The organism is Paenibacillus caseinilyticus, assembly GCF_027533645.1.
Classification (GTDB): domain Bacteria; phylum Bacillota; class Bacilli; order Paenibacillales; family NBRC-103111; genus Paenibacillus_G; species Paenibacillus_G caseinilyticus.
In genome coordinates this window covers 173,893-187,505 of the sequence record NZ_JAQAGY010000015.1, presented here as the reverse complement: position 1 = coordinate 187,505, position 13,613 = coordinate 173,893, and the positions used below count along the sequence as shown (strand labels likewise).

The 13,613-nt window shown below is 57.4% G+C and carries 11 protein-coding genes and 1 pseudogene; all 12 read left to right on the top strand.

Annotation, left to right across the window (positions count from 1 at the left end):
* Positions 1–679: 679 nt before the first annotated feature.
* The 12 genes and pseudogenes from O9H32_RS21360 (at position 680) to O9H32_RS21305 (ending at position 13,498) form a co-directional block, all read left to right on the top strand.
* The gene (locus tag O9H32_RS21360) at positions 680–3,262 is read left to right on the top strand and encodes a xyloglucanase (RefSeq protein ID WP_269868151.1); all 2,583 of its coding nucleotides are present in this window, start codon (positions 680–682) and stop codon (positions 3,260–3,262) included.
* 423 nt (positions 3,263–3,685) lie between these two features.
* Positions 3,686–4,243: a DUF1697 domain-containing protein gene (locus tag O9H32_RS21355; protein WP_269868150.1), complete on the top strand. Its 558-nt coding sequence runs from the start codon at positions 3,686–3,688 to the stop codon at positions 4,241–4,243.
* A 26-nt stretch (positions 4,244–4,269) separates the two neighbouring features.
* Positions 4,270–4,710: pseudogene (locus O9H32_RS32790) on the top strand (N-acetyltransferase family protein); the annotation flags it as partial.
* A gap of 120 nt (positions 4,711–4,830) precedes the next feature.
* Entirely contained in the window at positions 4,831–5,247 is a 417-nt protein-coding gene (locus O9H32_RS21345; RefSeq protein ID WP_406627363.1) for a GNAT family N-acetyltransferase, read from the top strand.
* Between the two features lie 129 nt (positions 5,248–5,376).
* Positions 5,377–6,648, top strand: a complete 1,272-nt coding sequence (locus tag O9H32_RS21340) for a hypothetical protein (RefSeq protein WP_269868149.1) — start codon at positions 5,377–5,379, stop codon at positions 6,646–6,648.
* A gap of 76 nt (positions 6,649–6,724) precedes the next feature.
* The gene (locus O9H32_RS21335) at positions 6,725–7,450 is read left to right on the top strand and encodes an ABC transporter ATP-binding protein (RefSeq protein WP_269868148.1); all 726 of its coding nucleotides are present in this window, start codon (positions 6,725–6,727) and stop codon (positions 7,448–7,450) included.
* Positions 7,437–8,189 carry an ABC transporter permease gene (locus tag O9H32_RS21330; RefSeq protein ID WP_269868147.1) on the top strand — a complete coding sequence of 251 codons (753 nt, stop codon included), beginning with the start codon at positions 7,437–7,439 and terminating at the stop codon, positions 8,187–8,189. Before O9H32_RS21335 ends, O9H32_RS21330 begins: the two co-directional genes overlap by 14 nt.
* A 12-nt stretch (positions 8,190–8,201) precedes the next feature.
* Positions 8,202–9,635, top strand: a complete 1,434-nt coding sequence (locus O9H32_RS21325; RefSeq protein WP_269868146.1) for a sensor histidine kinase — start codon at positions 8,202–8,204, stop codon at positions 9,633–9,635.
* A gap of 26 nt (positions 9,636–9,661) precedes the next feature.
* The gene (locus tag O9H32_RS21320; RefSeq protein WP_269868145.1) at positions 9,662–10,357 is read left to right on the top strand and encodes a response regulator transcription factor; all 696 of its coding nucleotides are present in this window, start codon (positions 9,662–9,664) and stop codon (positions 10,355–10,357) included.
* A 549-nt stretch (positions 10,358–10,906) separates the two neighbouring features.
* Positions 10,907–11,914, top strand: coding sequence for an ABC transporter ATP-binding protein (locus O9H32_RS21315; protein WP_269868144.1), 1,008 nt, complete (start codon positions 10,907–10,909; stop codon positions 11,912–11,914).
* Positions 11,911–12,714, top strand: coding sequence for an ABC transporter permease (locus tag O9H32_RS21310; RefSeq protein ID WP_269868143.1), 804 nt, complete (start codon positions 11,911–11,913; stop codon positions 12,712–12,714). The genes O9H32_RS21315 and O9H32_RS21310 overlap by 4 nt, the downstream gene beginning before the upstream one ends.
* A 4-nt stretch (positions 12,715–12,718) precedes the next feature.
* Positions 12,719–13,498, top strand: coding sequence for an ABC transporter permease (locus tag O9H32_RS21305; RefSeq protein WP_269868142.1), 780 nt, complete (start codon positions 12,719–12,721; stop codon positions 13,496–13,498).
* Positions 13,499–13,613: the final 115 nt, after the last annotated feature.

Sequence of the window (13,613 nt, the reverse complement as noted above, 5' to 3'; positions counted from 1 at the left end):
GGCTGAAGAGTTTGCTTTCTCGATATCTGGAACTTCGTTAACCTTTTGGAACCGCCGTATGCGGACCCGCATGTACGGTGGTGTGAGAGGACGGGGGCTAGGCGCCCCCTCCTACTCGATCGGTGATCGGCCAGTGCGCAGGCCATGGCGGCAAGCTCCGCATTGCCGCCATGGACCTGATGTCCGTCCGTCATCCGGAGCACGCATCCTCCAGGCCGACCCGGATGCCGTGGCCCGCGGCGAGCGCGCTGCGCAGCACCTTATTCCCTGTTACCCTATCCATTTAACCAGAAGGTAGAGGATCAGAATCCAGAACGGCGTGCAGAGGAGGATACCGACGAGACAGCCTTTGTACATACTAATGCGTTGTTCTTCCATAGGTCCGCTGTTCTCCCCTAATCCATGATTGTTCCATCCGGTGAATCGCTGTATATTTTATTGTAGTATTGTTCTATATAAAGAACAAGCCTCTATTCTGTAAAGTGACCGACCGCTAATTTTTCCATGAATTTACGTTTAAAATGCAGGGTACTTCCCTCTGTCCGTTCAAGGTTACAATGAGGAAGAAATGGGGAGACAGGCAGTGGACGAGCTGGTGGGCGCCTATCCAGGTAAGCGCTTACGGGCGGCGCGGATGACCTTGGATCAAGATATGCTGATACGGCAGAGGAGGAAGCTTATGTACAAGAAGTGGATGAGTTTGATTTTGGTAAGCGCTTTAACGGTTTCGCTGGCGGGTACGGGTTCGGCTGCAGAGGCCCAGGGGGGCAAGAAACCCAAAGAAAACTATCAATGGGGCCGGGTGAAGGTAGTAGGCGGAGGCTTTGTGCCGGGGATTATCTATAATCCGTCTAAGAAGGACCTGATCTACGCCCGTACGGATATCGGAGGCGCCTACCGGTGGGACCCGGACACGAAGACGTGGATTCAGCTGCTGGGTTCCGTGGCCTTCGAAGAGTGGAACATGCTGGGCGTCGAGAGTATGGCGACAGATCCGGTGGACCCAAGCCGCGTCTACGTTGCTGCGGGCACGTACACGAATGATTGGACCGATATGAATGGGGTACTCCTGCGCTCCAAGGACCAGGGACGGAGCTGGAAGCGGACCGAGCTGCCCTTCAAGCTCGGCGGGAATATGCCGGGCCGCTCGATGGGCGAACGGCTTGCCGTCGATCCGAACGACAACCGGGTGCTGTACCTAGGGGCACGCAGCGGGAACGGCCTGTGGCGGAGCACGGATTACGGCGAATCGTGGAGCCGGGTCGAGAGCTTCGGGGCTGCAGGCAGCTATGTGGACGACCTGGGGGACCGGGTAGGGGTCGTGTGGATCACGTTCGACGAGAAGACGGGCTCCAAGGGACATGCGACGCAGACGATCTACGCCGGCGTGGCGGATACGAACCAGAGCATCTACCGCAGCACGGACGGCGGAGCGACCTGGGAAGCGGTGCCGGGACAGCCGGCTCAGGGGTTCCTGCCGCATCACGGCGTTCTGGACGGGCAGGGGAACCTGTACGTCACCTACAATGAGGGCGCAGGTCCTTACAACGGCGGCACGGGAGCGGTCTGGAAGCTCGATACGAAGTCCGGTGCTTGGAAGGACATCTCGCCTACAGGCAGTACGGACAGCCCGTACGGCGGCTTGACGGTAGACCGGCAGCATCCGGATACGGTGATGGTCGCGACGATGAACAAATGGTGGCCGGACGACCATATCTACCGCAGTACGGACGGCGGCGTCACCTGGAAACCGTTCTGGACGCTGGATTATTCGAAGAACCCGATCCGCGAGAACCGGTTCACGATCGATTATTCCCTCTCGCCGTGGCTCGACTGGGGACAGAAGAAGGAGCTCCCGGAGATTGCGCCGAAGCTCGGCTGGATGATCGGCGACCTCGAGATCGATCCGTTCAATTCCGACCGCATGATGTACGGGACGGGCGCGACCTTGTACGGCAGCGAGAACTTGACGGCGCTCGATGGGGACGGCACCGTGAAGATCGGCGTCGCCGCGGACGGGATCGAAGAGACGGCGATCCTCGGGCTGGTGAGTCCGCCGTCGGGCGCGCCGCTGCTCAGCTCCATGGGCGACATCGGGGGATTCCGGCATGAGGATCTGAACCGGGCGCCGGAGATGATCACGAATCCGTATATCGGAAGCAGCACCGACCTCGATTATGCCGAGAAGAACCCGGATATCATCGTCCGCGTCGGCAATGCCGACGGGAGTGCCGCGAGAATGGGCGTCTCCACGGACAACGGCCGAACGTGGCGCCCTGCGGCGAATGCCTGGATCTCGGGGGCGGAGGATAAGACGAGCGGCGGCTATGTAGCTGTCGGAGCCGACGGCAAGACGCTCCTGTGGAGCCCGCAGGGGGATACTCCCGAGGCGCCGAGACCCGTCAGCTTCTCGAAGGACCTCGGAGCGACCTGGACCGCATCTCAAGGGATTCCGGCTGGGGCCCATATCTCCTCGGACCGGGTCAACCCGCAGAAGTTCTACGGCTTTGCCGGAGGCACCTTCTACGTGAGTACGGACGGCGGAGCGACCTTCGCGGCCTCCAAGGCTTCGGGACTGCCTGCCAAGCTGACAAGTAATTTCAAAGCGGTGCCGGGGGCGGAAGGCGATATCTGGTTGGGGGCGGCCAAGGACAATTCCGATACGGCCAGCAGCTACGGCCTCTGGCGCTCCACCGATTCGGGCGCAACCTTCAAGAAGGTTAAGGGCGTGGAAGAAGCGGCTACCGTCGGATTCGGCAAGGCAGCGCCGGGCCAGCGTTACATGGCCGTGTATGCCTATGCGAAGGTCGGCGGGAATTACGGCATCTACCGCTCGGACAATATCGGCGCCTCCTGGGTCCGGATCAATGACGATGCCCACCAGTTCGGCTCGGCCAACCGGACGATTACCGGCGATCCGCGGGTGTTCGGCCGGGTCTATGTCGGGACGAACGGGCTCGGGATTGTGCGGGGCGATCTGCCGGGCGACACCAAGGCGCCGAGAATCGAGCTGGATGACGTGGACCGCAGCACCCGCAAGCCGACCGTAGTGCTCTCCGGCCGGGTGAATGAGGAGCTGCAGGACGGTGCCGTCACAATTGCCCCTAGTGGCGGAGCGCCCGTCAGCGTGCCTGTAGTCAAGGGGAAGTTCAGCCGCTCCTTCCCGCTGGCGGAAGGCGAGAATGAATTCACGGTGAAGGCAGTCGATCCCTCGGGCAATACCGCAAGCCGGACCGTGAAAGTGAGGTACAAGGTGAAATAAGGGCGGCGGCCGCAGAGGGGAGTCGAGTAGAGAGAGGGCAGGTAGAGTAAGTAGAGTAAGTAGAGTAAGTGGAGTGAGTGGAGTAAGTAGAGTAAGTAGAGTAGAGCCAGTCGCAGTGCTGAATCTTCGGGGCCGTTCCTAAGGGAACGGCCCTTGCTTGATATTATAGAATTTATAAAATTTCTTGTTCTTAGTAAGGTAGGAGCTAAGCCGAGAGTAGATTAGAGAGGGATGGGTGTGGGGTGGAGAGTTTACGGGCCGCCTTTGAAGTCGTGTCCTTACCGCTAAAGAAATTCATATAGGACACGACTTCAAGAGCGGTTGAAACCCCATACCCCTCAGGGTCCCGGGAGAAGCCGCAGCGGGGCTCTCATGGTATACTGGAAGCGTCAGGGAATTGGAAGAATAGGGAGGGGTCCATATATGGCCAAGTATATCGCTCTGCTGCGAGGCATCAATGTCAGCGGGCAGAAGATCATCAGGATGGAGGAGCTGCGCGAGCTCTTGGAGTCGATGGGCCTCCGGCAGGTGAGGACGTATATCCAAAGCGGGAATGCCGTGTTCCATACGGAGGAGGAGAGTCCCGGCGCGTTGGCGGAACAGATTGCCGGCAAGCTTAAGTCGCACTTCGGCTTCGAGGTGGGAGTCATTGTCCGGACGCCCGAAGCGCTGGAAGAGGCGCTGGCGGCGAACCCGTTCACTACGGGCGCTTCAGCCGGTACTGAGGAGGAGGTGCAGGCGAAGCGGTATTACTCCTTTCTGGAGAAGGTGCCGGACGGGGACGCCGTGGACAGGCTGCGGGCTTATGCCAATGAAGTCGACGAATACCGGATCGCGGGGGATGTCGCGTACATTTTGTGCCGGGGCTCTTATGGCAAGTCGCAGTTCTCGAACAACTTTCTGGAAAGCAAGCTGAAGGTCATGGCGACGACACGCAATGAAGCCACGATCCGGAAGCTCGTCTCCATGTGCCGGGACTGAAATAAGGAAGATAGAGGAGGAGCCTTATGAAGCCCGAAATAAAGCCTGAAATAAAGCCCGGAATAAATGAAATAAAGCTTGGCTTGAGAGCAGCCGGCGCGGGGGACGCCGGACGGCTCGCAGCGATGAACCTCGGATTGATCCGGGCGGAGAAGAGCGGCAACCCGATGGGGCTCCCGGAGCTGGAGGCCCGCATGACGGACTTCTTGTCCGGCGGGTGGCAGGCGGATCTGTTCACCGCAGGCGAGGCCGAAGCCGGGTATGCCCTGTACCAATTCCGCCATCATCCGTATCACCAGGCGCAGCGGGAAGTCTACATACGCCATTACTTCATCCAGGAAGCGTACCGGGGGCTCGGTTACGGCGGGGAAGGCATCCGCCTGTTGAAGCAGGAGCGGTTCCAAGGCTGTTCGGCGATCCGTCTCGATGTGCTGGACACCAATCCCGGTGGGATGGCGTTCTGGCGCAAGCAAGGATTCGTCCCCCACAGCACATCGATGATATGGGAGAGCAGCGATGAGACGCCCGGCAGCCCGGGAGAACCTATCCTGCCTATTCGCAGGCTGGCGGACGGGGAGCCGCCCCCGATGGAACTGCTGCTGCTCGCCGATCCTTCGCGGAGCCTGGTGGAAGAGTACCTGTCAAGAGGAATGTGTTATACGGCCCCGGATGCGGCAGGATCGGCGGTCGGGGTGTACGTTCTGCTTCCCACACGCCCGGATACCGTAGAGCTAGTGAATGTCGCCGTGGCGGAGCCGCATCAAGGCAAGGGCATCGGCAAGATGCTCGTGACCCATGCCGTCGGCGAGGCTAGGGCGCTCGGCTACAGGACAATCGAAGTCGGTACGGGGAGCACCGGCGTGGGCCAGCTGGCCCTGTACCAGAAGTGCGGATTCCGGATGACCGGGATCGACCGGGACTTCTTCGTGCGGCATTACAGCGAGCCGATCTACGAGAACGGCATGCAGCTGCTGGACATGGTGCGGCTGTCCCAGGATGTGTGAAGCGGGAAGCAGCGCCGCTCCGCTGAGTTAATGATTTGTTAATAAGTTTGTTAGAGAAATGCAATAGGTCCCCTTTATAATGAGGGATAAGGAAACGTTTCCCCGATATGAACTAAAGGAGATCCGAACATGAAACTGAACAAAAAAACGATGACCGCACTTTCATTTACGGTCGGAGCTTGTGTCTTCGTATCCACCGCCTTCGCCGATGCGCTGCTCGGTTCCGGTTATGACCTGTTGAAGAACTCCGCCAAAAACACTGCCGCGCAGATGGAGCAGGGGCTTGGCAGCTACACGATGGAAGGATTGTTTTCTCTGAAGGATAACGGTCAAATCCTGTTCCAGGCGTCCACCTCCCAGAAAGTAGAGACCGCCAATCATGCATCTGAAAACACGAGGGTAACACAGCTTTCGGGCGGCGAGACATCAACCAATTATTCGTATACCGACCCTAAGCGCTCGATCTGGAAAAGTGACCATGAGGGCAAGTATATCGTCACGGAATTCGCGGATGGCGTAGACCAGGGGCAGGCGGACAAGTTCAAAAGTCCGTTCAAGGAGAAGGGCGCGCCGGAGATCGAGAGGATCGTCGATGCGGTGGTCGGCAATCTCAAAGACTATGTGCAGGCGGAAGAAAATGCGGACGGCGGAAGAGTATACTCGGGAAGCTTGTCTGAGGCCCAGGTGCCAGCGGTAGTGAATGCCGTCTCTTCCTTCGGCATCAAGCAGATGATCAACGACCGGGGACGCATGGCGAAAGACACCAAGCTGCCGGAGATCGAGAGCGATATTTATGTGAAGAAAGTGGTCGGCACCGCCATTGAGAACAAGGCAGGATTGCTCGAGAGCGTGACGGGGGATATCGTGCTGGCGGGCAAAGACAAGAACGGCACAGCGCATGATCTTACGCTCAATGTGGTGATGAAGCTCACGAACGTAGGAACGACGAAGATTGTGCTGCCTGACCTTACGGGGGCAACCGTCGAGCAAGTGACGGGTCAAAGCGGCTTCAGCACGAAGTATATCGGAACCTATAAGAACTCCATCGTCCTGGAGAAAGACGGCAAGTTCGTCAAAATCGGCGAGCGCACCCTGCAAATCTTGAATGTCGACAAGGATAAAGTAACGGGCAAGTATACCGAAACCGTGAAGCCGGAATTCCAAGCCGAGTTTGGCGATCCGTACAATTTTACCTTTGAATACAATCCGACGCAATCGGGTAACTCATTCTTCACTTATAAGAACGCCAAGGGCGGGCAGGAGAACGGTCAGCTGCAGCCTAGCGGCTCGGGTAAAATGTACCTGAATTTGAATCTCGAGATCTTGGATGAACATTCCTCTCAGTCCAAGAATGACCGCCCGTTTGAAGATGGTGAGTTTAACCGCGTATTCGAGGAATAGAGTAATAAAGCCGAGGGAAGGGAAGCCGCTGCTGCGGCTTCCTGACCATTTTGGTGGGGGAGAGAGGCTGCAAACCATGAGTAAAGCGATCGAAATCACCGGGCTGACCAAGATGTACCTGAACGGCCGGGGGATCAGCGATTTGAATCTGGAGATCGATCAGGGCGATATTTTCGGCTTCCTGGGCCCCAATGGCGCGGGCAAGACGACAGCCATGAAGATGATGGCGGGACTGCTGAAGCCGGACCGCGGCGATGTGAAGATATTTGGATCGAGCATCCAAGAAGACTATGTAGGCGCCATGAAGCATGTGGGCTGTATGATCGAGACGGCGGAGTCGTACCCTTATTTGACGGCTAATGACAACCTCAAGCTGTTTGCGAGGTTTTACCCGCACGTGGATCAGCGGAGAATCGACGAATGTCTCGAGATTACCGGCATGTCCAAATATAAGAATGAAAAATCCAGGAAGTTCTCGCTCGGCATGAAGCAAAGACTGGGCATTGCGGCGGCGATTCTGTCGAAGCCGAAGCTGCTCATTCTCGACGAGCCCCTGAATGGACTCGATGTCGAGGGAATGCTCGAGATGCGCAGGCTGATCAAGCAGCTCTCCGGCGAGGAGGGCACGACCTTTTTTATTTCCAGCCATTTGATCCATGACGTGGAGCTCACCTGTACCCGAATCGGTGTGGTGTACGGCGGGAAGCTGGTTAATGTGGATTACACCCGGAACATTCTTTCGAATTATTCTTCTCTTGAGAATTACTTTGTTAGCGAGGTGGACCGCAATGGCAGGATTTAAAGCGGCGTTCCTCAATGAAGCCGTCAAGCTGCTCAAAAAGAAAAAATTGATCGCGGCCGTCATCTTGTCCATCCTCGCCGTCGTGGTCGGACAACTTGCCGTAACGACGATCAAGCACGGTCTCGGACTGAGAGTGGTGGGCAGCACGGAATTTCCATTCGTGGTGTTGACGATTTTTACCTACACGATTCTTCCGCTGTTTGCCACCTTTGTGGCGATCGATATGTTCAGCGGCGAATTTTCGTCGAATACGATGAAGATCACGCTGACCCGGCCCGTATCCCGTTTTGGCGTGTTCAGCGCCAAGGTTCTGAATCTGGCGTTGTTCATTGCGGCGAACCTGGTGTTCGTCATGGTGCTCTCGCTGCTGGCCGGGTTCCTGTTTAATATGTCGTCCGCGAGCCTGATGGGGGTCGTGCGGGTCGTTTTGTCGTATATGGCGACGTTTTTTCCTGTGTTCGTGTTCTCGCTGCTGGTTGTCCTGCTGTCCAATCTTCTTCGGGGCGGATTGGCCGTGTTCTTTCTTGCCATTATCGCTTTCGTGGGGCTTAACTTCTTAGGCATCGTATTTTCAAGTTATTCGAGTTTCTTTATTACATCGATGTTTGACTGGTACACGCTTTGGATTTCGGAATCGATGAATATGCTCAAAATTGTCCGCCAGCTCTTGATCATGTCGGGTTGTGGTATCATGTTATTTGCGGCAGGCTACTACCTGTTCGACAGCAAGGATCTATAGAGAGGGATCTCCATGCATTTAACCAAACGCTTTTTCATGATGAATGCGCTGGCTGTCCTGCTGTCCATCGGCTTGACGGTGCTGGCGGTCATTATCTTTGTTGCCGCTTATTCGAACGTCTTCGGACGCGATGCCTATATTCAGGAGTGGCAGCGGGTCTACGAGGTCAGGACGGGCATCAGCGAGATCAAGCGGGAAGCCTTGTCCACCGAGTTCGAGCAGCTGCTTGACCCGCGGTACCAGCAGGAGCTATCGGACCGGGTGACGGCACTCGGTGCCCAGGCCGTCCTTATGCAGAATCGAAAGGTATTGTATTCCACCAAACCGTTCAGCGAGCTCGACATCGAAAAAAGCCTGATGCTGACGAGCGGGGAGCCGGATCAGGATACCCTGGAGCTTGACGGCCGGACGTATATGTTCGCCCGGACGGCTTACAAGCTTCCTTCCGGCGATGAAGGGGTTCTGCTGCTGCTTGCGCCAATAGAGCTCCATAGGGGCTTTTACATACTGCTTGGCCTGTTTACGATCCTCTTTTTCCTGGTGGTTTTCTTGGTATCGAACTTCTGGGTATCGTACCGGTTCTCCCGCGGAATCATGATTCCGGTCTCCAGGCTCAGGAGTGCCGCCGTGAAGATCAGCCAGGGCGATTTGGACTTCGGGATTGCGGAGGAGGGCGACGATGAGGTGCGGGAGCTGTGCCGAACGCTCGAACTCATGCGTATCAAGCTTAAGGAGTCCATCTATCTGCAGCAAAAATACGATGAAAACCGGAGCTTCCTCGTGTCCAGCATCTCTCATGACCTGAAGACGCCGGTTACTTCCATTAAAGGATATATCGAAGGCATTATGGACGGGGTGGCGAAGACGCCGGAGAAAATGGAAGCTTATCTGGAGACCGCCCGCTCGAAGGCCGTGCTCGTCAATACGATGATCGACGATCTTCTCCTGTACTCCAAGCTGGATCTGAACAAGCTGCCGTACCACTTCGAGAAGACGGATCTGGCGGACTACTTCGAGGACTGCGCGTCGGACTATCAATATGAGTTTGAGCGGGCCGGCATCCGCCTGGAGCTAAGCAGCGAGCTGGAGGCGCCCGTCCTCGTATCCATAGATCGCGAAAGGATGAAGCGGGTTGTCCAGAACATTCTGGACAATGCGGCCAAATATGTGGAGCCGGCGGATGGCAGGGTGGCGATCCTCCTCAGGGAGACCCGAACCTCGGCCATTATCGAAATCAGCGACAACGGCCAGGGGATCCCCGAGCCGGACCTGCCGCATATCTTCGAGCGGTTCTACCGGGTGGACGCTTCCCGCAAGAGTGCGGACGGCAGCGGACTGGGCCTGGCCATCGCGAAGCAGATTGTGGAGGGGCACGACGGGAAGATATGGGCGAGAAGCGCTGCCGGGGAAGGAACCCGGGTAATGATTTCTTTGAAGAAGGGATAGAAAGGATAGCGGTGGTGGAGGGCAGGATGAAGAGGATACTTATTGTGGAAGACGATCAGAGCATTGCCGATCTGCAGCGGGATTACCTGGAGCTGAGCGGTTACACGGTCCGGATCGTTAGCAACGGTCTGGCCGGGTTGAAGGCTCTCGCGGAAGAGAAGTTCGAACTCGTTATCCTGGACATTATGCTGCCGGGCATGGACGGGTTTGAAGTACTGAAAGCGATTCGCGAGAAGGATGATATTCCCGTGCTTCTTGTATCGGCGAGAGCGGAGGAAATTTATAAAATCAACGGTCTCGGCCTTGGAGCGGATGATTATATCACGAAGCCGTTCAGTTCGGGTGAACTGGTCGCTCGGGTGAATGCCCATCTGACCAAGTTCGAACGCATGAAAGCGCGTTATGGCAAAGAGCAGACTGAGGCGAAGCTGCAGGTCCGCGGCCTCGAAATTCACAAGGATGCGCGGAGGGTATTGGTGAACGGGGGCGAGGTGCCCCTGACCCAAAAGGAATTCGACTTGCTCTGGTTTCTCTTCCAGCATCCCAACCGGGTGTTCGGCAAGTCGGAGCTCTTCGAGCGGATCTGGGGGATGGATGCGCTGGGCGATGCTTCTACCGTAACGGTACATATCGCCAGAATCCGGGAGAAAATCGAGGAGAACCCATCCAAACCGCAGTATATCGGTACGGTGTGGGGATCGGGGTACCGGTTTTTGGTTTGACCGGATCGAAGCTGGGATCAGAAGGGGGAGGTTCTTCCCCTAACACGGCAAGACAACTCAATAAGGCAGTGGCAGGCTGGACGTGGTATGCGTCCGGAGCAGCCGCTGCCCTTTTTAATATGTGGGAATCCTGTGGGGGAAGGAGGCCCCCATTCGGTGTTCGTCCTATCGGCGCAGGTTGGAAGGGAAGCGGGGAACATCGTACGCAGGAAGGCGTGAACGATCAACACGAGTGAAATACCAAAAAATCCGAACGACTGTTGGGTAACAGATGTTCGGATTACTATATACACAAACAAAAAAATAAAAACGAGTAATAGTCGCCTTATGCGAATGACCAACACTCACGAACGATACGAGTTGAAAAAGAAGTAAAAAACGATGTGGGTTCCGTAAAGAAGAAAACTGGCAACCCTTCGCTAATATCTAGCTGCTTAATCTCTATAATAGTATTATAACATCCAGAAAAGGTTAAGTCTATACTTTTTTTCGAAATTTGGATATATTTCTTTGTGCTGCAAAACCAATCGGCTGAAGGAGGTTATTCGGATGATCAGTATACCCAAGGAAAGACCGGCAGTGATATCCGTGAAGGACTTAGGCAAGTCGTTCCGAGTGGCGAAGCGCGCGCCGGGGCTGGGCCAGGCACTGAAAGCGTTATGGGCACGCGAGTATACGATAGTGGAGGCGCTGAAGGGGATCAACTTTGAGATTCGGCAGGGCGATATTGTGGGATATATCGGGCCGAACGGAGCGGGGAAGTCCACGACGATCAAAATCATGAGCGGCATCCTCGTTCCCGACAGGGGATCGTGCACCATTATGGGCTATACGCCCTGGCAGGACAGGGTTGACTATGTCCGGCATATCGGGGTCGTATTCGGACAGCGGTCCCAGCTGTGGTGGGATGTGCCTGTCATCGATTCCTTCGAAATGCTGAGGGACATCTACCGGATCCATCCCGATGCCTACCGTTCCAATCTGATCATGCTGACCGAAACCTTGGGGCTTGCGGGCCTGCTGCATACGCCCGTCCGGCAGCTGAGCCTCGGCCAGCGTATGCGCTGCGAGATCTCGGCTTCTCTCCTGCACGACCCCGAGATCCTGTTCCTCGACGAGCCGACGATCGGGCTCGATGCCGTAAGCAAGATCGCCGTGCGGGATTTCATCCGCACGGTGAACCGGGAGAAAGGAGTGACCGTCATCCTGACGACCCATGATATGAGCGACATCGAAGCGCTCGCCGGCCGGATCCTCATGATCGGCAAAGGCTCGCTGCTCTACGACGGAACCATGGGCGAGCTGCGCAGCCGGTTCGGCACGCAGCAGACGCTGACCGCGGAGTACCGGGCGCACGCCGAGCCCGTCGATATTCCCGGCACGGTCTGCCTGTCATGGACGGCGGAGCGTGCGGTCTACAGCATGGACACGGAGCGGACCCGCATCGGTCAAGTGATCACAAGCCTCTCCGAGCAGGTGGAGCTGCTCGATGTGGCGGTGGAGACGAAGTCCGTGGACGAAATGATCGTCCAGCTGTACCGGGAGCACCAGATATGAAGGCCTATATCTCCGTATGCAGGATGCGGTTCTTGAACGGCCTGCAGTACCGGGCGGCCGCTCTGGCCGGTATTGCGACGCAGCTGTTCTTCGGCCTGATCTTTATTATGATCTTCGTTGCTTTCTACAGCGGCAGCACGGTGAAGGCCCCGATGTCCCTCGAGGATCTCACCGCTTACATCTGGCTGCAGCAAATCTTCCTCGCCTTCATCATGCTCTGGTTCCGCGACAACGAAATCTTCCAGCTCATCACGGGCGGCAACATCGCCTACGAGCTGTGCAGGCCGTGCGGGCTCTATCCGTTCTGGTTCGCCAAACTGCTGGCCCAGCGGCTGTCGAGCGCGCTTCTCCGCTGTTTTCCGATCCTGCTCGTCGTGCTCTTCCTGCCGGAGCCCTACCGCATGCGCCCGCCCGCATCCCTCGCCGCCTTGGCCTTGTTCGTGGTCACGCTTACGCTGGGACTGCTGCTCATTGTCGCCATCTCCATGCTGATCTACATCTCGGTCTTCTGGACGCTGTCCCCGACAGGCTCGACGATCCTCATCGCCGTGGCCGGCGAATTCTTCGCGGGGATGGTCCTCCCGGTGCCGCTCATGCCGCTGTGGCTGCAGAAGGTGACCTACGCCCTGCCGTTCCGGTGGGCTTCGGACCTTCCGTTCCGGGTCTACACCGGACACATCGCGCAGCAGGAAGCGCTCTGGGGCATTCTAGTCCAGCTGGGCTGGCTCGCTCTCCTCGTGGGCTTCGGACGCTGGGCCCTGCGGCGGGCGCTCCGGCAAGTCGTCGTACAAGGAGGATAACCGTATGATCTATTTTCGCTATATGTCGCTTCTCTTCCGATCGCAGCTGCAGTACCGCACGTCCTTCTGGCTGCTGACGTTCGGACAGTTCTTCATCCCGTTCTCCGTCTTCGCGGGACTCTACCTGATGTTCGAACGCTTCGGGCAGCTGCAGGGGTGGAGCTTCTACGAAGCGGCGCTCTGCTTCGCCGTGATCCACATGGCCTTCTCGCTCAGCGAGTGCTTCGCCCGCGGCTTCGACGCATTCTCGTCCCTGGTGGCCGGCGGCGAGTTCGACCGGCTGCTGGTGCGGCCGCGGAGCACGGCGATGCAGGTGCTCGGCTCCCGCTTCGAGTTCACGAGGTGCGGCCGCATTGTCCAGAGCGCGGTCGTCCTCGTCTGGGCGGTGAGCGGCCTGACCATTGCCTGGACGGCAGCCAAGGTGCTGATCCTGCTGCTGATGATCGCTGGGGGCGTGCTCATCTTCACCGGCATCTATATCCTGGCCGCGACGTTGTGCTTCTGGACCATCCAGGGGCTGGAGGTCGCCAATATCTTCACCGACGGAGGCCGCGAGATGGCGCAGTACCCTCTGAACATCTACCAGAAGTGGGTGACGCGCTTCTTCACGTTCATCATCCCGTTCGGCTGCGTGAGCTACCTGCCGCTGCTCTATATCCTGGACCGGGCGCAGGGAAGCGCGATCCTCTACATGCTGATGCCGCTGGCGAGCGTGCTGTTCCTCCTGCCCTGCCTTCTCGCCTGGCGGTTCGGGGTGCGACACTACCGTTCGACGGGGTCTTGACGGGTAGGGGAGCGGCCCCGACCGTTGCCGCCTTTCCCCCGTACAGTACAGATCTGCCCCTGCTCTTTGTCCCCCCGGCCCTCCGCACGGGGGGTTCTTCTTTTTGTTAAGAAAG